The organism is Nitrospira sp. Ecomares 2.1, assembly GCF_965152585.1.
Map to the genome: position 1 here is coordinate 1,238,052 of NZ_OZ224219.1, position 19,118 is coordinate 1,257,169.

The window sequence follows — 19,118 nt, forward strand, 5'->3', positions numbered from 1 at the left end:
GATTTTTTTGAAATGTCAGTGCCTGCATACAATCATAAGTTCTTGTAGGGAATGCTTGTTAGAATTGGTAACCCTAAATCCTGTGAAGCATATTCGGGTCGAGAATAACCGCTTTCTAAATATTCGGTCGCAATGACCCAGAGGATTGCTGAGATACCCCCAATAATTATTCCGAGGAAAAGAATTAACCCTTTTTGGGGTTTGACAGGTCTCAGGGGCAAAGTCGCCGGCTGAATCACACTGATATTGGCCATTTTAAGTTGGTCCATTGCCTCCGATACTTTTGCTTCCTCAACTTTCGTTAAGTACATCTTATAATTATTTTTATCTGAATCAACTTTCATTTGGAGCGTCTCAAATTCTTTCTCTAAAAAATCCAATTTGGCTAACTGTTCATATAATTTTTTGAGTTGAAACGTAACCTCGTTGATCTGGGAGGCATGAGCATTGATTTCTGACTCTACTGTAAGAATTTCAACTTCCAATCCCTGATAAACCGGGTTGATTCCCTTCGTGACTTTATCGTTTAAAGAGCCCTCTTGATTTTTTATGAACTGTTCGACCAGTCTAATCTCGTTCCTAATATTAACCACAAAACGGCTTGTTTCATGGTATTTGGCTAATAGACGCTGTTCCTCTAAGCCCAATTGAAGTAAGTTGGCCTGGGCTCCGTCAATGACCTTTTGTTGCTCAGAGACACTCGTGAGGGCCACATGCTTGGGGACATTTTTTATCTGTCCTTTTAATGATTCATATTTACTTTTTAACCCTTTTTCTTCGTTTTGTAGGTTTTTGTGAATTGTATTTAATTCATTTCGCTGTCCCAGCAGAAGCGCTTTTTCTTCGTCCAAATGGGTAAGCTTATTCTGTTGTTTGAATGCTTGGAGTTGCGACTTGGATTTGTGCAGTTTTTGTTCGTAGTCATGTAACTGGTTGCTTAAAAACAACCCTTTTGGATTACTGAAGATTTCAAGATGCTTTTCCAAAAGGAGATCAACAAGAAGGTTGACCACTTTTTCAGCAATCTCCGGTTGTTGGTGAAGAAAGCTGATTTCAATAATATTTGACTCACTAACTTTAGATACGGAGAGGTTTTTCCGCATTTCGCTAATGCCGGCATCTATGGAAGAAATGTTTTCAGGAGCGTTTTCAGTGATGTTTGGATAGACCACTCCTACCTTCAAGGCTTCGAGTACACGTTTCGTAAGGTCTCTGGTGAGCAATATTTGGACCTCTGACTCAATCATGCTTTTCTGGTCCATTGATATTTCCGGACTCATGGCGCCTATTTCGGGATGATAAACATTTTCTCTGCCCATTTTTACCATGACAGATGATTGCGCTTGGTAAATCGGTGTCATGAGAAAAGCTGTACCAATAGCTATGGCGACAGTACCACCGAATATGGCAAGAAATTTGTTTTTGTGTTTAAAAAACAGAGTAAGGATATCTCTGATGCTAATAAATTGTGTGGCTGTTTTTTGAGGTGTCATCCGACGTAATTTATCCCTTGAAAGATATTTCAGGATTTATGTATTTCTCTGGTACTTTGGCAAGTATGGATTAGCGACTTTTGGGCAAAACCTCAAAGGAAAAAATGTTGCATATACTTGTGGGAAACTCCATCCAGGAACGGCCTTGCTCCGCTTTGTTCAACCGAGACTTTTCCGGCTCCAAACAATTGCTGGGCCATCCGGTGCCCTTGCAATCATAGGGTTCAATCTATTCGTTTGAATTGGATTGAGACGCTTGGGTTGTCCGGGTTTTCATTTCTCCAGCTATTTTAGGAAAGGTAATGTCCTGCCCTGGAAAGATTTCCTTGGGATTCCGAATTTTGGGGTTGTATTCCAGGACACGTTGAACATAGCTAGGATGCGAGGATCCATATACGACCTTGACCAATTTTTCTAAAGTATCGCCTTTTTGTACGGTGGCCACCGCGTAAGGAAGATCTCGGTTGACCTCAACCTTTTTCTCACTTGGTTTAATTTGTAAGGAAGAGTGAGCAAAGATTTTTGTAGACATGGGTAATACCGTATCTTTACCTGCCCCCAAAGACTTTTTAGCCTCAGCAACCGTATTGTTGCTCTCGATGTTTTCCAAAGGAGGAAACATAATTTTTTGCCCTGGGTACATTTTTCGCGCGCTCACAATATGAGGGTTATGTTCAAGAACGAATTGAACGTGAGAAGGACTAGCTGTACCATAAATACTCTGCAATAACTTTGCCAGGGTGTCACCCCTTTTCACTATTCTGGTAACGGGTGAAGGCGATGCTTCCGCCTCGGATTGTTTGTTCGTTATTTCCTGTGATGTCATAGGTGTTTGAGCGATAGGGACAGAAGTAAGGCTATCTTGGCTAGGGAGGCGGATTGGTTCTTGAGCGACTATCGTAGGTTTTCCCATACGTTCACTGAGGGGTTCCGGCCTCAGGTGAACAAGGCTGTTATCACTGGCATTCTCAGATGGTGTTTCTGCCTCATCCTGAATCAGCGTCGCTGCTTCTACCATACGGTTTGCCTCAGCAGCCGTCGCAATAGGTTCTTCCTGGACTAAGAGCTCAGAGAGTGCCTGTTGGGCGGACGGGATAAATTGTGTTTCATCCCGAATAAACCGCGCTCCCTTTTCCTGACTGTCTGCTTCAGTCTTCGCGATGCTTTCCTCCTGGCTTGGGAGATCGAAGATTGTGTCTTGGGGGAGCAGGATGCCTGGTGATACCGTCTCTGGAGTTACAGCAGCTACCTCCAATTCTTCTGTAGCATCAGGTACCTTCTCCTGGAAATTATCGGGTGAAAACCCCAGCAGGAGGTCTTCATGATTATCGGGATTGGTATTCGTTCTTTCTTCGGGTGGAGTCGTGGTTGATTCGGAATGAGAGTCGACCCGATTCCGTAAATTCTCAAAGACTTCAGACACTGATTCCGTGAGGAGCGCCTGAGTCCTTTCTGTCAGGGTTGAACCTGTTTGACCAGAGGAAGGGATAATTTTCCCTCCATTTACGAGGTCTTGTTCAGGTACGAGGGTTTGTTTCGGATTCTCCCTTTCTTTATCCCGTGGCCCGGTTTCATATATTGAAGGGATATCGGAAAATTTGGATTCAGTCAGGGGTAGGAGTGCAAAAAGTGCCAGGACAAGGATGAGAGCCAAGCCTGTCAAAGGTACTAAGTTCCAGAGTGAGTGGGAGGGGCGGCCGGTCAGGTCATCGATCACTTCTTTAGCAATTTTTGCTGTCACCAGGGCTTTATTGTAGCCAAACGCGGTGACCAGGGCGTTATCACAAATAATATTCAGACGCCGGGGAATCCCCTTGGCTTCCTGAACGATTAACGCTAAGGCCGTATTCGTGAAAATACTTTTCCCTTCCCCTCCGGCCTTGTCCAAGCGATGTTGAATATATTCAAAACTTTCGCGCTTGGAGAGGGGGTGAATGATGGCTCGAACGGCGATGCGTTGCCGTAATTGTCTTAATTCATAACGATCCAGAAGGCCATCTAATTCCGGTTGACCCAGCAGCACAATTTGAATGAGCTTGTCTTTTGGCGTTTCCAAATTTGACAACATCCGCAGATGTTCTAATGTGTCCACGGGCATATTCTGCGCTTCATCAATTAATAGAACCACCGTTCGGCCTTCTCGATATTTTTCAATAAGGACGAAATGCAGTTGTTCCAACGCTTCGGCCTCGTCTCCCTCAATCGGGTCATGTCCCAGTTCACGCAGCAGGGTTTTGAGTAAGCTTGTAAAAGACAGGTTGGGATTGAGGAGATAAACTGTTTCCTGGTTGGCCTGATGATTTTGATTCAGAAATGATCGAAGAATCGTGGTTTTTCCAAGGCCAACTTGCCCTGTGACGGCGATAAACCCTTTTTTTTCTCTTATTCCATAGATCAGGGAGCCCAACGCCTGTTTGTGGCCCGGACTGAGATACAAAAAATCCGGATCCGGGGTAGTATTAAATGGTTTGGTACGTAAACCGAAAAAATTAAAATACATCGCGTCTTCCTAATATACTTTTATTAGCATCACTAGCTTAAAAATGGAGTCATAACCCTTTGGCTACTGCACGGTCTTTCGGTTACCGCTCCTGTCTTAATAATTAGCCAAAAAAACCAGACAGATTACCTCTGAGATATTTCAGGAAATAGAGCAACGACTTTTTGTTGTTCCCGTTCTGAATACCCAAAATATAGAGGCCACTTCGTGAATGGCTGTAGAGTCGTTTTGATTCTCTCAGTTCACAATCAAGACGATGCCCACAGGACTTTCCAAAATGAGTTAAGACACTGCACTTGGGGGAAAGGACGAAGATCCGAGCTTCGCATGTACCGCACTTAAGGATGAAAGAAAATTGAGAGGTCTAATGGTAAAAATGAATTAAGATACGCCATTCCGGGTAAGTAAGATATGATTAGGAAGATGAAAGAACCTTAAGAATATGTACTGCATGAATAAGTACCAATTATAAACAAAAATATCCATATATAGCTAGTGGTTTTCTATAATTGCACTACTCTGTTCTACATTACAAAAGGAACCCCTCTCGTGGGAAGAATCCGTGCCCCGGAAATACTTTGGGGGAGGGCTGGCTATGGTTGTCGCTATCAGTAAGATCTGGGAGACCAAGACTGCACGGTTTTCTGGTCTCTCCAGAGGCGGATTGCTTTGGTGGGTTTCGGTTCTTCATTTGCTGATGAAATGACTAACTTTTTGAAATATTTAACTGCTCCTTGAAATGTACACCATCTGTGGCGGTTCTTTTTAAATTCCAAGCTCTGGTTACCTTTATACGTTTCTCGGTCGCTCTGTTCATCCCGGTGGCTTTAAGGATGGCAATCAAGGGTTTTTGACAGTTTGACTTTCTCAGGAAAGTTGAGGATAGTGGCCAGAGTCTATTGTATAAATACCACACCTAGGCCTCCATACGAATGGCTTCCAAGAGGCTATGCCCGGAATGTGTCCCATGAAGAAAAATTCGCCAATCCCCGACCCAGATTTTGAACATATACCGGAGGTCAATCCTCCCATTTCGGCTACAAATCTTGATGTGCCGGACATACAAGAAGGTCATGCTAAGACCGGGGTCGAGAATCGACTCATTCAGGGTGCCTTAGAGCACACGAGAGAAGCCCTGATCGTCTGTGATGCATCAGGAACCATCATTCGAACCAGCCCGGCAGTCAATCATTACTGTCAACATCCGTGTGTGAATCGGCCTTTTGATGAAGCTTTTCATTTATCTACCTTTAATGGGAAGAAGTCTCCTTCGGGCGCTTCTTCTCCAAATCTGAGTCGAAAACTCCTTTCACAGGTCTTCAGCGGCGTGACCCTTTACCGCGAAAAAGTTCATCTGGAAAAACAGGATGGAAGGGTTGAGCAGATCGTATTCAGTGCCAGGCCTATAAAAGATGACCGTCAACATATTATTGGTGGAGTAGTGACGTTGATGGAGATCGACTCCGGGAAACGGACCGACCAAATCCTTCGGCATCAAAATGAGGTGCTGGAACAAATTATCAACGATACCTCTCTTTCGGACATTTTGGATAATCTCTGTCTGGAAAGTGAGCGCCATTTGGGTTCAGATGTGCTGACAGCTATTCTTTTGCTGGATGAGGATGGCTGTCATCTTCGACATGGGGCAGGCCCCTCCGTGGCTGAAAGTTACAAGAAAGCTATTGATGGCGTTGCCATAGGTCCTGAGGTGGGTGCGTGTGGTGCGGCTGCGTATCTGAAGGAACCGGTCATTATTCCGGATATTTCCACCCATCCGAATTGGGCTCCATTCAAGGATCTCGCAGAAAGACATGGGTTACGGGCATGCTGGTCTATGCCGATTCTAGCCAGCGACGGTCATACGCTTGGTACCTTTGGCATGTATTATACGGTCCCCCGTTTACCAACGGATGAAGAAACAGAGTATGTGGAGCTTCTTGCACATTCTGCCTCCATTGCCATTGAAAAAGTGCGGGCGAAGGAACAGCTACGGCGGCAGACTCATGCGTTGGAGGTGGTGAATCAAATTGGCAGGTCGTTGGCAGCGGAATTGAACTTAGAAAAACTCGTTCAAGCGGTCACGGATGCCTGTCGTGAATTAACCGGGGCGGAGTTCGGGGCATTTTTTTACAACGTCATGGATGAAAAAGGAGAATCTTTTGTTTTATATACGATTTCCGGAGTTCCTCGTGAGGCATTTGAAAAATTCCCGATGCCAAGAAACACACCAATTTTTGCTCCGACCTTTTCGGGTCAGGCCATCGTTCGAATTGACGACGTGACGGTCGATCCCCGATATGGACAGTTGCCTCCCTTCCATGGCATGCCGCCCGGCCATCTTCCCGTCAGAAGCTATCTTGCGGTTCCGGTCGTTTCCCGCACCCGGGAAGTGTTAGGAGGATTATTTTTCGGTCATTCACAGTCCAAAGTCTTTACCCACACTGCGGAGACGATGGTGAACGGCATCGCATCGGGAGCTGCCATTGCCATCGATAATGCCCGCCTCTACCAATCCGCCCAGAATGAAATAGAACAGCGAAAACACACAGCAGAGAACCTTAAACGGTTGGCGTCAATTGTCGAATCATCTCAGGATGCCATTTATAGTATCAATACGGACGGTATCATTATGAGTTGGAATAATGGTGCCGAAAGGATGTATGGCTATACCGCTTCTGAAATGTTTGGTTCGTCTTTTTCCTGTCTCCTTCTCCCGGATGCTCGCCAGGACGCTTCTTCCCAGTTGGAATTCATTCTGAAACAAAACGGTAACATGACTCATGAAGTGCTCCGGATGAAAAAGAACGGTGTGGTGTTTCCTGTGTCGTTATCGATTTCTCCAATCGTAGACGTGGATGGAGTCCTGAGTGGGCACTCCTTGATTGAACGGGATGTTTCCGAACAAAAACGCATTGGAGAAGCCCTTCAATCGAGTGAAAGTCGTCTCCATGCGATTTGGGAGAATTCGCCTACTGTGAAATTTGTGAAGGATCTAGAAGGAAAATATCAACTGGTTAATAAACGGTTTGAATCAATTCTCCAAAAATCGCGTGAAATGATTATTGGAAAAACAGATTGGGACCTCTTGAGTCCGGAGTTTGCCGGTCAATTAGTCGCGCATGATCAGCAGGTTCTCAGCAGTCGAAAACCTCAGGAATTTGAAGAACAGATACAATCACCCCATGGAGTATGTACCTATCTGGCAACGAAATTCCCCTTATACAATGCCGATGGCATTCCCTATGCCGTTTGTGGAATCGCGACCGATATTACGGCGCGAAAACGGGCAGAGCAGGACCTGCAAGAGTTGAACGAAACCCTGGAGCGGCGGGTGACGGAACGGACTCGCGATCTGGTGGGATATCAGGCAAATCTGCGAGGTATGGCCTCTGAGTTGGTTGTTACGGAACAACGGGAACGCCGTCGATTGGCCACTGAACTGCATGACTATCTGGCGCAATTACTTGTGGTGTGTCGGATGAAACTGACTCAGGCCAGGAACGATTGGAGTCTTCCTGCATTAAAGTCGAATCTGGAAGAAATAGATAAAATCCTGTCTGACTCGCTTTCCTACACCCGCACGTTGATTGCCGAGCTCAGTCCCACCATTTTGTACGAATTGGGTCTGGTGCCGGCCCTGAAATGGTTGGGGCAGCAAATGGAACGACATGGCCTCCATGTGCAGGTGCAGGCAAGTGACCAGTCCGTCCGCCTTCCTGAAGATCATGCCATTTTTGTGTTTCAGGCTGTTCGCGAATTGCTCTTCAATGTTATCAAGCATTCCGGTGTCAGCAATGCGACTGTTTCTCTTGATGGTCAGTCCGAGCAGAACCTTGAAGTCCTGGTTCAGGATGGGGGCCATGGATTTCAACCGACCTTGGAATCCACGGATTATACGAATCCGGGAAAATTCGGCTTGTTTAGTATTCGAGAACGAGCGGAGGCGTTGGGTGGTCTCCTTGTCATCGAATCCACCCCAGGGCAGGGGACTCGGGCCAAACTCGTCGTTCCCTTCCAAGCGACTTCTGCACCGGTATCGGCAAATTCCGCATTTTCGGAATCCCCCAAGCCGCCGAATGAATCATTGCCACGACTTCAGAAAAAGAAAGTCGTTCGAATACTTCTGGTTGATGATCATGCCATGATTCGTCAAGGAATTCGGACGTTATTGGAACACCATGATGATTTTATGATCGTTGGTGAAGCGAAAAATGGAGAGGAAGCTCTGAAAGTGACGAACCTGGTTCTTCCTGATGTGGTGGTCATGGATGTCAACATGCCTAAGATCAACGGCATTGATGCGACAAAAGTGCTGACCAAAGAACACCCTTCAATCAGGGTCATTGGATTGTCCGTTCATGAGGACAAGGAGATCGAAAGAATGCTGCTTGAAGCCGGGGCGGCCATGTATGTGACCAAAAGCAGTGTTGCCAACACACTGGTCGATGCCATCCGGGATGTCGTGAATCAAACTTGCTAAGCCTTGTGTGTATTGGCTTCCGAGAATCGTTTTAGACGGGCTTCATTGAGACAACACCTCACAGTCCTAGCCGGATTGACTCTTGGATTACACCATCATGTGATTTCATAAGTTGCTTGCGGTTACTACCTGGCGTAAAAGGTGGCTCCATCTCATCTCTCCCTGAACGACAGCCAATCAAGGTCATCACGGGTAGGTTTTTGAGTTTTTTTTTACAGAACTCCAGTTTCTATGCGTATCTCCTATGTTGTAACCATTTCAAGAATCGGACGGTCGCTGCCTGGTGTTCTAGGGTGGTCGTTGTGTGTGATCCTGCTCGGACCATCCTGGTGTTATGGTCAAGAAAGTAATCGTGAACCTTCTTCGCCTCGCCCGTGGATCATGGGCCAGGCCGGCGCTTTTACCGAGCCGATTGAGACGGATCGGCCGACATTCGGCCTGAGTCCTGCCACTATCACCAAGGGACGCATTCAAATCGAAACGGGATATACCTTTTCTTTTGAACATGCATCACCCGGTGTCAAAACGCATAACTTCCCTGAGACCCTTGTCCGTATTGGATTAACGGAGAGGACTGAATTTCGCCTGGAATGGCCAAATGTGACCTTCATTGACAATGGCAGGGATGTGCATGGTTTCAATGATCTTGGCCTGGGATTTAAAGTCCAGGTCTGGCAGCAACAAGGGCTCAGACCCCGGTTGAGCTTTGTCGGCCGACTGTCGATTCCCACGGGAGATAAGAATTTCTCTTCGGATAAGCTCGACCCGATCTTGCGGACGATTTTGACGTATGCGTTGAATGAAAAGGTAGGGTTGTTCGGGACGGTGAATATTGGCAGTCCCACTTCTCAGGGAACGCGGTTTGTGCAGGTTTCTTCGTCACTGGGGCTCAGCGCAGCCCTTCGAGATCGATTAACCGGATTCGTGGAATATTTCGGATTGTATCCCAGAGATGTGGCGAGTGGGAGCGCCAATTTTCTTCAAACGGGATTGATCTATCGTTTGACGTACAATTTGCAAATTGATGCACGCATAGGAGGCGGGCTGACCCATGGTTCTGATGATCTGTTGACGGGTGCCGGGATTTCGTGGAGATTTTAACCCGATCGAAAACGAAGACAGGTGTCGTTTGTTCACCTGACACAGAGTTGCGCTCAGGAACGAATGATACCTTTATTCCCTTCGGAAAAGAATCCGTAAAATTTTATCGGTCTCAAGGACGAGTTGATCCTTGTTGAGTTTGAAGGTCTCAGCCAGTTCCAGGCGGGAATGGGCCTCTGAAAAATCCGGTCGTAAGCGAATGGCTTGCCGGAGTGCCTTCATGGCATTCTGGGATTGTCCTTGGGCCATGTACGTCAGGCCTAAATCGGAAAAAGCTTCCGCATCATCGGGCTTCAGCCTCGTCGTCTTCCTCAGCACTTCCTGAGCCTCAGGAAATTTGTGTTGAGCTAAAAGTGACCGACCCAGCCAGTATTCGGTCTGGTTATTTCCGCTATATAACTGCGCGGCTCTTTCAAGCACTTCTTCTGCCTTCTTCCATTCATGTTGATCAAGGTAGACGGCTCCCATACCCTGAAACGCAGCGGCCAGATCGGGATCAAGTTGAATCGCGGCTAGATATTCCTCGATGGCGCCGTTCGGATCGCCCTGCTGATTGAGTCGTTCCGCCAATTGGAGGTGAGTCGCGGGGGTCTTAACCTGGAATGCGGGTTCCGCTCTGATAACTTCACGTCTGGCCCGTAGACCAGCTTCCACGCATTCGTTTGTGACCGGAGCGTGCGCAGTGCAGATCTCTGAAGATGGTGGAGAAGCAGGTACCCCTTGAAGGGTTTCCGGGCGAATGGAAGGTGGAGGATCTACCAACCATACCGTTACAGAAAGCAGGAGAATGGATTGGCAACAGCTGGAGGCCCGAGAAGCTAAACGAGTATGCATGAGCCAAACCACTAGGGGATGAAGGGTAAAGGTTTTTTTAATGAGACGGTCGAATGTACGGAATGAAGAAAAAATTGTCGAAATATTCGACAAAATACTCGGAATTCGGTCTATTCTGTCCATTCTTCTGTGTCCACACTTACTGATACGGTGTCTCCTAAACTGCTAAAGTGACGCATGAAATTGACTCCCCGACGCTGAAAAGGATTCGAGATACGGTAACCAATTAATGAGTGGTAGGGAAATCAATCACTAATCGTTGCCGTTGGAATCTCGAGTTTTTCGCCAATTTGTATTATTTTTTAAAGATATTATGTTAGATTTTGATGTCAATTTTTTCCATCTCAGGAAACTATAAATCATGCCCAGAAAGAAATCATCAAGTAACACGGTCCATTCAGAATTTCCCAAAGCGCTCACCGGTATTCAAGGCCTGGATGAAATAACGGGCGGCGGGCTTCCCCGAGGACGAACGACGTTGGTCTGCGGAAGTCCTGGCTGTGGGAAAACACTTCTGGGCATGGAATTTCTTGTCCGCGGGATTGTGGAAAGCGGAGAGCCCGGTATCATGTTGGCGTTCGAGGAAACGGCCGAGGAATTGACCCAAAACGTCCGGTCCCTGGGATTTGATCTAGATAGATTAATCAAGGATAACAAATTGATTTTGGATACGATTCCCATTGAAGCCACCGAATTTGAAGAGAATGGAGAATACGATCTCGAGGGCCTATTTGTGCGGCTGGGTGATTCCATCGACACCATTGGCGCCAAACGGATTGTGTTGGACACCATCGAGGTCCTGTTCGGCGGGTTATCCAATCAGGGGATTATCCGTTCCGAGTTGCGGCGGCTGTTTCAATGGCTGAAAGACCGGAACATGACCTCCATTGTCACCGGCGAGCGGGGAGAGGGGTTGTTGACCCGTCAGGGGCTTGAGGAATATGTGTCCGACTGCGTCATTCTGCTGGATCATCGAGTGAACGATCAGATGTCCACCCGTCGATTGCGTGTGGTTAAATACCGGGGGAGCATGCATGGCACCAATGAATTTCCCTTTCTCATTGAACAACATGGGCTGTCCGTCCTGCCCATCACGTCCTTGAAACTTGAACACAAAATTTCAAAAGAAAAAATCTCGACCGGCGTTCCACAGTTGGATGAGATGTTCGGGGGAGAAGGTGTGTATCGGGGGTCGACGGTTCTGGTCACAGGAGGAGTCGGGACGGGGAAAACGAGCCTGGTTTCGCATTTTGCGGATGCTGCCTGTCGCCACGGAGAACAGGCCTTGTATTTTGCCTTTGAAGAGTCCAGCCCTCAGATTATGCGGAACATGAAATCGATCGGGCTCTCGCTGGACAAATGGGTAAACAAGGGCTTATTGCACATTCTCGCCTCACGACCCACGCTATTCGGCTTGGAATCCCATCTCGTGAATTTTTATAATGCCGTGAAAACCCATCATCCGAAGCTGGTGATTATGGATCCGATCAACGATTTTCTATCCATTGGTTCAACTCGCGAGGTCAAGGCGTTATTTTTACGGATGGTGGATTTTCTGAAATCCCAACAAATTACCTTGGTTTGCACGGGCCTCAGCGCGCCTTCGGAACCTGCTCAGGAGGCGGAGATCGGAGTTTCCTCACTGGCCGACACCTGGATTCTCCTCTCAAACCGGGAATTTGATGGTGAGCACCAGCGGCAACTGTATATTTTGAAATCCCGGGGTATGGCGCATTCGCATCAGGTTCGGGGATATACGATGAATCATCGTGGCTGGCAGGTAAAAGAAGTGTCTGGAGGTAACCGTTAGGTCCATGAACCGGCTCGATTCAACATACCCATTGGAACCTATGAAGTCGGGGGAGGGTGTCCCTAGCGGCAAGGGAGAAATGGATAGAATGCTTGCAAGGATTGTTTTTGCCTCAAAGCATCCACGAATGATTAGGTGATCGAGGAGGGTCTCATGACTATGAAAAATGCGTCTAAAACCTCATCGACGCCCAAGCGGGGTTCTGCCAAGTCTTCTCCTTACCACTTAACCCTCTATGTCGCCGGACATTCCCCCAAATCACGCCTGGCCATGAGTAATCTACAACAATTGTGCGATACGCATTTATCCTCGAAATATACGGTGGAAATTGTAGATCTTCTCCAGGAGCCTAAGAGAGCCAGACTTGATCAGATTTTGGCCATTCCCACCCTGGTCAAAAAATTGCCGCCTCCCTTAAAAAAAATCATTGGAGATTTATCGAATGTTGAAAAAGTTTTAATGGGGCTGGATCTGATCGACGAATCGGGTGAGGTGCTTATGTCAAGTTCAATGAAAGTCTCATCATGAAATCCCATGCGCCAACCACCCCCAGGAAAGTACCCCCTGGCGGGAAACCATCGGGGATGCGCCTTCGATTGTATGTGACCGGGGCGACGAGTCTCTCGCTCCGTGCCATGGCCAATATCAAAGTCATTTGCCGTGAACACCTCGACGAACAGAATCCTGACCTTCAAATTATTGACCTGTATCGCAATCCCGCTGCCGCCCGTGCCAATCATATTTTTGCGGCTCCCACCCTCATCAAAGAGTTTCCTCTTCCCAGTTGCAGAATCATCGGAGATCTTTCGAAAAAAGACCGTGTCCTGCATGCCTTGGGATTGACCCCTCCTCTTCCATTGCCTTCTTCTGGATAAAGTATAGCCATGGCCCCAAAGCATAAACCGTCCCTCGCAAAGTCTCGTCTTTCAAGCCGTGAGGAAATATTACAGCTACGGTTGAAAGAAGCGGAAGACACGCTTCAGGCCATTCGGGAGGGAGCCGTCGATGCCCTCATCGTGGAAACAGGTGAGGGAGATCAAGTCTTTACGCTCAAGAGTGCGGATTATCCCTATCGACTCATCATCGATCAAATGATGCAGGGCGCGGTGATTTTTGATGAGAGCGGTATTATATTTTATGCGAATACCACCTTCGCCAGTATGGTCAATCACTCCCACCAGGAACTATTTGGTTTTCCTATCGAATCATTTATTGCTGAGGACGATCGGGAATTTTTTCTGACTCTGGCTGGTTCTCATTCACCGGTTTCCGGGAGAACAGGAACGATTCATTTGGTCTCCCAAGACCATTATGATCTTGCCGTTTTCATCGGCATGACGTCCATTCACATTGATAATCAGCACTTGCATTGTGCGATTCTGACCGACCTGACGGAGCAAAAGAAATACGACCGGGCGTTGGCGGAAGAAAAATTTTCCAGAATGATCTTGGAGCAAACAGGAGAAGCGGTGGTTGTGTGTGATCGGTCCGGTCGAATCATACGCCACAGCCGCGCGATCGATAGACTGATCCAGCAACCTATCCTCCATACCCGGTTTCATGAACATTTTCGTTTCACATTCATCCAGACTCCGGTTCCCTCCGGCGGTCGTGAGCCATGGAATGAAGAGAGGAATGTGGTCCAAGAAGTGCTCGCCGGCAGGACACTGCGTGGTCTTGAAGGCAATTTGCAGATCGCGAACAGAAGCATTCCTGTGCTCCTGAGCGGCAGTCCTTTGCAGGACGACGAAGTGAACACGGTGGGAGCGATTTTCACGATCGTGGATATTACGGAAAGGAAAATGGCCGAACGGGATTTACAGACCTTTAACAATTCTCTTGAACAACGCATTCAGGCTCGCACACAGGATTTGTTGAGTTATCAAAAACATCTTCGGGAGATGTCATCAGAATTAGTCGTGACCGAACAACGCGAACGACGACGCCTGGCCAATGAACTGCACGATTACCTTGCCCAATTGCTGGTCGTCTGCCGGATGAAACTTGCCCAACAGAACCGGGAAGACTGGAGTCCGGAATTGAAAACGGATATCGAGGAAATCGATACCATCCTGTCGGATTCACTCACTTATACGAGGACCCTGATTGCGGAGTTGAGTCCCAGTATTCTTTATGAACTGGGAATTGTGCCTGCCCTGGTCTGGCTTGGGGGGCAATTTGAGCGGCATGGTCTTCAGGTGGACATACAGGAAGAAGACAAAAACATTCAACTTCCGGAAGATCACGCGATATTTGTGTTTCAGGCTGTCAGGGAACTCCTTTTTAATATCAAAAAACATGCCGACACCACACAGGCCACGGTTTCTCTCAAAAAGACCGCATCCCACGAATTCCAAGTGAAGGTGGAGGATACAGGGAAGGGGTTTCCCCTGTCCGATGCCTCGCATGATTATTCCAGCCCGGGAAAATTTGGACTGTTCAGCATTCGTGAACGGGTAGAGGCTTTGGGCGGGAGTATTGATATCAAAGCGGAAGTTGGACAGGGAACTTGCATTACGCTCGTGGTTCCGTTTCATTCTCCCATTACATCAGAGGCTTCTCTCGATACCAAGGCAAAGTCTGTGACATCGTTGGCATCTTTCCCCTCAAACACCCCGCAGAAAAAAGGGACTCGTATTCTTCTTGTAGATGATCATGCTCTTGTCAGACAAGGCATTCGCGGGATATTAGAGGTTCAAGCAGATTTTCAAGTCGTGGGGGAAGCACAAGACGGACTGGAAGCCATTGAGTATGCACGCACCCTTCATCCCGATCTCATTGTCATGGATGTGAATATGCCAAAGATGAATGGCATTGAGGCGACCCGCAGAATTATTCAGGAATTTCCCTTGATGGCCATTATCGGGCTGTCTGTCCAGGAAGATAAGCATGTCCAGGAATTACTCCTGAAGGCAGGCGCGGGCATGTTTCTCACCAAAAATGGAATTGCCAGTGAACTCGTTGGCAGCATTCGTCAGATGGTTGCCCACACTCCATAGCCCTCCAACCTTCAGCTCGTTGGTGGCAGAACCGCTTTTGAAGTTCATTCCAGCGTCGTGTGAACTCTTCCTTTCTGCATTCTCAGGTGGGACCTCTTGTTATCGGGTCCCGTGTGTCAGAGCACAACCCATCAGTTCTGCGCGGATTGATCCCGCTTGCGCTGCTTGTGTCCCCTCAATAGTACGGAGCCAGCGGGAGCTATGTTGAGGAACGAGTGGCTGGCGGAATGGACATTCCCGAACGCGCCTCAAGAATAATCTGATGAATATACTGGAGCTTTGCGATAACGGGAGGAACCAGCACCTCCGGCATCAGATCAATTAAGCCCATGGCTCGATTCATTTCGTTCAATCCCAGCCCAAGCCGTTGGTAGGATCGAATCATGTCTCCGATGTCGGCTTTGGTCGGATCGATTCCCTCTCCGATTCCCGTATGTCTCGCGGTATCGAGCACACTCACGATCGCAAGGTATTTGGCAAATGTCTCCGCAAAATCCTCCCATGGGTGCATGGTGGCATAGACACTGATGTAGTTGGCTTGCCAGTCAGAAGGCGGGCCTTCCCGATAGTGCCGTTCAAGGGCTTGCGCATAGGTTGGCTGTTGATAATTGCCGAAGATCCGGTTGAACGTTTCTTCCTGCTTGTCCTGTATCAACATTTCCCAATAATAGTGGGCAATCTCATGTCGGAAGTGACCAATGATGGTCCGGTGAGCTTCCCCAAATGAGACGCGTAATTTTTCCCGCTCAACATCTTCGGCCTCACGCAGATTGATGGTGATTTTCCCGTTCTGATGTCCCGTGAACACCTGTTCATGGTCTCCCATGGTATGCCAGTGATTCCCGGAGAGGCTGACATCGGCTTTGAAGTCAAAGGATAAGGCGGGTTGAATGCCGTCTTCTGCTTTCCCATAGGGAAGACCCAATAGGTCCAAGGTGTATAGTAGGCGTCGTTTGCCGGTTTCCAGACGATACCAACGCTCTCGATTTCCCTCCACAGTCAGATCGGGAATCGTGTCATTATAGCGGCAGTAGTCACAGAGCTGCGTGACGAGTTGGTCATTGGGGCCTGCCTGAAGACATCGATTACAAACCTGTTCGACAACATAATTATGACATTTCAGTAGTGGGGCATGGCATGCCGTGTAGCCACATCGATAGGCGCCGTCAGGACTCACGAGTAGCCCCGACATACGATGGCAAGCCGGGCACCATCCCACTTCCGAATTGCAGGATAGGCAGTGGATATTTTCAAAAAACAACGTATTGCCGCAATGGCAGGTAAACATTTTCATGGTCATTTATTCCCGGTTAAGAGTGAACGTGAGAATCCAGGCGAGGGGAAGAAAGACCCTTCATCCGGCTGTCCAAACAGCCATCATCCTGAATCAGAAAATAGACACGCCGGTTTTGGTGGTGAATAATTCGAGTGCATATTGGCCCGCCAATGAATTGCCCTTTTCGTTTAATCCGGGAGACCACACGGCTACAGTGAGCCGGTTCGGGATGACAGCGACAATTCCGCCACCCACCCCACTTTTCCCCGGCAATCCGACATTGAAGGCGAAGTCTCCCGCCGCATCATAGGTTCCGCAGGTGAGCATGAGGGCATTCACTCTCTTCGTTTGGCTTTGGGTGAGGACCTGCTGATTGGTCCAGGGACAGAGTCCTTTATTGGCGAGAAAGAGAAAACCTTTTGCCAGGTCTACACAACTCATCGACAGTGAGCAGTGGAAGTAATAAAACTCCAACACCTCTTCAACTTCATTCGTGAGGTTGGAAAAACTTTTGAGGAAATTGGCCATGGCCGCATTCCGAAAGCCGGTTTGTCGTTCGGAGCGGGCCACCTGGGGATCATCTTGAACGGCGGCATTATTGGCCCGTTGCCGGACATAATCGAGAAAGGAGGATTTGGCATCTTTGAGATATGATACAAGGATATCAGAGATGACCAGGGCTCCTGCGTTGATAAATGGATTTCTGGGTATGCCATGTTCATATTCGAGTTGGACGAGAGAATTGAAGGTCGATCCGGATGGTTCGAGTCCAACCCGTGTCCAAATGTTATCGCCTTCAAATGGAAATCCGAGGGTCAGCGTATACACCTTTGAAATGCTTTGAATCGAGAAGGGCTCTAGGGCTTGCCCCACCTGGAACACATCCCCGTCAACGGTCTGGACCGCCATTCCAAAATTCTGAGGGGAAACGGATGCCAATTGGGGAATGTAGGTGGCAACGGTTCCGCACGGTAACAGGGTTAGGACTTCTTGATGGATTTCATTCAAAATGGCTTGATAGTTCATACAGGTTCACATCTTTTACAGGCAGGTATGTATGTATTGGTGTTGGGTGAGGGCCCATGATAACAGGAAGGGAGCGGACTTAAGGGGCTTCATCCTGTTCAATCATTTCAAAAAGGCTGTTCACCGGGTGCTTAATGGATTTGGGATAGACGAACCATTTGATGAAATGTCGTACAAAGGAGACAGGGTAGCCTGGGGTGCCTAGCCTGGGAGCAAAGTCATTCCAGCTCGAAATAGTTGAGGGATTCACTCCCGGCTGATTGAGAAACCACTGTTCCAGGTCTATGTCCGTACGAGTTTCCATGACGGCATTTCGAAATTGACAAAAAGACAGGCCGAAATGCCGAAGAAAATAGCCGTCAATGCCGACCGGACTGCCCAAGGATATGCGATAAAGAAGCGGGAAGTTCCGCTGTTGGCAAGCCCGCACTTTATCGGTCATACGGGCGAGCCAACAGCAACTTGCTAAGGTGTTTTGTGGGCGACGAAGTTTCATATTTATGTGCGTAAAAGAACCCGTACGAAATCTTACCTCATATTAGTCGAGGAGGCCTTTGCTAGTAGACAATGTAATTCAGGGCCCTCAAGAATTTTACGGGAATGCTGAAGCACACGTCATGTGTTTTTCTAATAGTGCTGCTCGTGGTCTTTTTTCGCACAGCACTGTTCATCGTGCCTGTGCCCGGGTTCTCTTAAAAAGAGGCGCTTTACTTTTATTCAAAAAAAGCGCATGGTAGAAAAAATCTAGAAAATCGAGGTCGTCATGGGGTAAATCGTTATTCCTTCACCCTATCGGAATTGATCCATAAAAAGGCCTTTCGGGGATGCACATGCCCGGAAGGCCTTCTTGTTTTCGTCATGAAACACACATAATAGATCCAAAGATGAAGCTGAAATTCTCATAGGTGAGTGTCGTCGAGGAGGGGAAGGAGGTGAGGCCATGCGAAAAGCCTGGCAGGGGTGGATGATGTGTAAAGTATGGCTGTTGAGCCCCCGATTGACAGTTTGGGGGGAAGGGATGATGGAAGGTCTTATTTTCAGCCTCATAGCGTTGGGAATGTGGAGAGTGACTTTGGATTGAAGGATCTGATAGTGCCCTATGGTCTTTCAACACATGAGTTCACCCCAGTTCTCTGAACAAGGAGGGATGGATTATGCGACGCGTTGATTACATCGTTGGAGCCAGGGACTTTAAAGGTCTTATTGCCGAGCAATTTATGCAAGATGCTGTGTATGCCTATCATCCTGAGGATTCGGCAGAAGCCTTGGCGCAGACGATGACCGAGGAAGGTTTCGGGAGTGTGCCGATCGTTGACCATGACCAGCATTTGCTTGGTATCGTCAGTGAGTTCGATCTTCTCCATGCCATTAAAGAGGAGCGTTCTTTATTAGGAGTTCCGGCGAGCGACTTGATGACACCTGCACCGGTTACGGTGAAGCGGGAAACGCCGGCTATGGATATTATTGATCGACTTGAAGGGAAGCATTTGATTCGAATGCCGGTGGTCGATGAAGAGGGCAAACTCCTTGGCGTCGTGGCCAGGCGGGATATCCTTCTGGGGTATTTGAATGCCACCCGTCAGACAAAGGTTTTTTAGG

13 protein-coding genes are annotated in these 19,118 nt (G+C 47.9%); 7 read left to right on the top strand and 6 right to left on the bottom strand.

Annotation, left to right across the window (positions count from 1 at the left end):
• Positions 1-32: 32 nt before the first annotated feature.
• Together ACWHYD_RS05485 and ACWHYD_RS05490 are read right to left on the bottom strand one after the other, a co-directional pair.
• Positions 33-1,493 carry a GumC family protein gene (locus ACWHYD_RS05485; RefSeq protein ID WP_447964905.1) on the bottom strand — a complete coding sequence of 487 codons (1,461 nt, stop codon included), beginning with the start codon at positions 1,491-1,493 and terminating at the stop codon, positions 33-35.
• Positions 1,494-1,722: 229 nt separating this feature from the next.
• Positions 1,723-3,993, bottom strand: coding sequence for an AAA family ATPase (locus ACWHYD_RS05490; RefSeq protein ID WP_447964906.1), 2,271 nt, complete (start codon positions 3,991-3,993; stop codon positions 1,723-1,725).
• A 967-nt stretch (positions 3,994-4,960) separates the two neighbouring features.
• Between ACWHYD_RS05490 and ACWHYD_RS05495 the strand changes: the two genes are divergently transcribed.
• Together ACWHYD_RS05495 and ACWHYD_RS05500 are read left to right on the top strand one after the other, a co-directional pair.
• Positions 4,961-8,473, top strand: coding sequence for a PAS domain S-box protein (locus ACWHYD_RS05495; RefSeq protein WP_447964907.1), 3,513 nt, complete (start codon positions 4,961-4,963; stop codon positions 8,471-8,473).
• Positions 8,474-8,704: 231 nt separating this feature from the next.
• Positions 8,705-9,574 (top strand): transporter, encoded by an 870-nt coding sequence (locus tag ACWHYD_RS05500; RefSeq protein ID WP_447964908.1) that lies wholly within the window; start codon positions 8,705-8,707, stop codon positions 9,572-9,574.
• 72 nt (positions 9,575-9,646) lie between these two features.
• On the opposite strand, the gene ACWHYD_RS05505 is transcribed toward ACWHYD_RS05500, so the two are convergent.
• Positions 9,647-10,531 (bottom strand): tetratricopeptide repeat protein, encoded by an 885-nt coding sequence (locus ACWHYD_RS05505; protein WP_447964909.1) that lies wholly within the window; start codon positions 10,529-10,531, stop codon positions 9,647-9,649.
• A gap of 238 nt (positions 10,532-10,769) precedes the next feature.
• Here ACWHYD_RS05505 and kaiC point away from each other — a divergent pair, with 238 nt between their 5' ends.
• The 4 genes from kaiC (at position 10,770) to ACWHYD_RS05525 (ending at position 15,217) form a co-directional block, all read left to right on the top strand.
• The gene (gene kaiC / locus ACWHYD_RS05510) at positions 10,770-12,218 is read left to right on the top strand and encodes a circadian clock protein KaiC (protein ID WP_447964910.1); all 1,449 of its coding nucleotides are present in this window, start codon (positions 10,770-10,772) and stop codon (positions 12,216-12,218) included.
• A 159-nt stretch (positions 12,219-12,377) separates the two neighbouring features.
• Positions 12,378-12,746, top strand: a complete 369-nt coding sequence (locus ACWHYD_RS05515; RefSeq protein WP_447965830.1) for a circadian clock KaiB family protein — start codon at positions 12,378-12,380, stop codon at positions 12,744-12,746.
• Positions 12,743-13,093 (top strand): circadian clock KaiB family protein, encoded by a 351-nt coding sequence (locus ACWHYD_RS05520; RefSeq protein ID WP_447964911.1) that lies wholly within the window; start codon positions 12,743-12,745, stop codon positions 13,091-13,093. The genes ACWHYD_RS05515 and ACWHYD_RS05520 overlap by 4 nt, the downstream gene beginning before the upstream one ends.
• Positions 13,094-13,102: 9 nt before the next feature.
• Complete coding sequence (locus tag ACWHYD_RS05525) at positions 13,103-15,217, top strand: response regulator (RefSeq protein ID WP_447964912.1); 2,115 nt, start codon at positions 13,103-13,105, stop codon at positions 15,215-15,217.
• A 199-nt stretch (positions 15,218-15,416) separates the two neighbouring features.
• Here the strand turns inward: ACWHYD_RS05525 and ACWHYD_RS05530 are convergent, their stop codons facing one another.
• From ACWHYD_RS05530 to ACWHYD_RS05540, 3 genes are all read right to left on the bottom strand, one after another.
• The gene (locus ACWHYD_RS05530) at positions 15,417-16,511 is read right to left on the bottom strand and encodes a zinc-binding metallopeptidase family protein (protein WP_447964913.1); all 1,095 of its coding nucleotides are present in this window, start codon (positions 16,509-16,511) and stop codon (positions 15,417-15,419) included.
• Between the two features lie 93 nt (positions 16,512-16,604).
• Positions 16,605-17,519, bottom strand: coding sequence for a glutaminase (locus tag ACWHYD_RS05535; protein WP_447964914.1), 915 nt, complete (start codon positions 17,517-17,519; stop codon positions 16,605-16,607).
• Positions 17,520-17,598: 79 nt separating this feature from the next.
• Positions 17,599-18,015: a DUF5069 domain-containing protein gene (locus tag ACWHYD_RS05540; protein WP_447964915.1), complete on the bottom strand. Its 417-nt coding sequence runs from the start codon at positions 18,013-18,015 to the stop codon at positions 17,599-17,601.
• Positions 18,016-18,673: 658 nt separating this feature from the next.
• Here ACWHYD_RS05540 and ACWHYD_RS05545 point away from each other — a divergent pair.
• Positions 18,674-19,117 carry a CBS domain-containing protein gene (locus ACWHYD_RS05545; RefSeq protein ID WP_447964916.1) on the top strand — a complete coding sequence of 148 codons (444 nt, stop codon included), beginning with the start codon at positions 18,674-18,676 and terminating at the stop codon, positions 19,115-19,117.
• Position 19,118: the final 1 nt, after the last annotated feature.

Bases quoted from the DNA above. Each gene is read 5' to 3' on its own strand.
- ACWHYD_RS05520 (WP_447964911.1), top strand. From the start codon at position 12,743: ATGAAATCCCATGCGCCAACCACCCCCAGGAAAGTACCCCCTGGCGGG.
- ACWHYD_RS05495 (WP_447964907.1), top strand. From the start codon at position 4,961: ATGAAGAAAAATTCGCCAATCCCCGACCCAGATTTTGAACATATACCG.
- ACWHYD_RS05490 (WP_447964906.1), bottom strand. From the start codon at position 3,993: ATGTATTTTAATTTTTTCGGTTTACGTACCAAACCATTTAATACTACC.
- ACWHYD_RS05535 (WP_447964914.1), bottom strand. From the start codon at position 17,519: ATGAACTATCAAGCCATTTTGAATGAAATCCATCAAGAAGTCCTAACC.
- ACWHYD_RS05500 (WP_447964908.1), top strand. From the start codon at position 8,705: ATGCGTATCTCCTATGTTGTAACCATTTCAAGAATCGGACGGTCGCTG.
- ACWHYD_RS05515 (WP_447965830.1), top strand. From the start codon at position 12,378: ATGAAAAATGCGTCTAAAACCTCATCGACGCCCAAGCGGGGTTCTGCC.
- ACWHYD_RS05540 (WP_447964915.1), bottom strand. From the start codon at position 18,015: ATGAAACTTCGTCGCCCACAAAACACCTTAGCAAGTTGCTGTTGGCTC.
- ACWHYD_RS05505 (WP_447964909.1), bottom strand. From the start codon at position 10,531: ATGGACAGAATAGACCGAATTCCGAGTATTTTGTCGAATATTTCGACA.
- ACWHYD_RS05525 (WP_447964912.1), top strand. From the start codon at position 13,103: ATGGCCCCAAAGCATAAACCGTCCCTCGCAAAGTCTCGTCTTTCAAGC.
- ACWHYD_RS05545 (WP_447964916.1), top strand. From the start codon at position 18,674: ATGCGACGCGTTGATTACATCGTTGGAGCCAGGGACTTTAAAGGTCTT.
- ACWHYD_RS05485 (WP_447964905.1), bottom strand. From the start codon at position 1,493: ATGACACCTCAAAAAACAGCCACACAATTTATTAGCATCAGAGATATC.
- kaiC (WP_447964910.1), top strand. From the start codon at position 10,770: ATGCCCAGAAAGAAATCATCAAGTAACACGGTCCATTCAGAATTTCCC.
- ACWHYD_RS05530 (WP_447964913.1), bottom strand. From the start codon at position 16,511: ATGAAAATGTTTACCTGCCATTGCGGCAATACGTTGTTTTTTGAAAAT.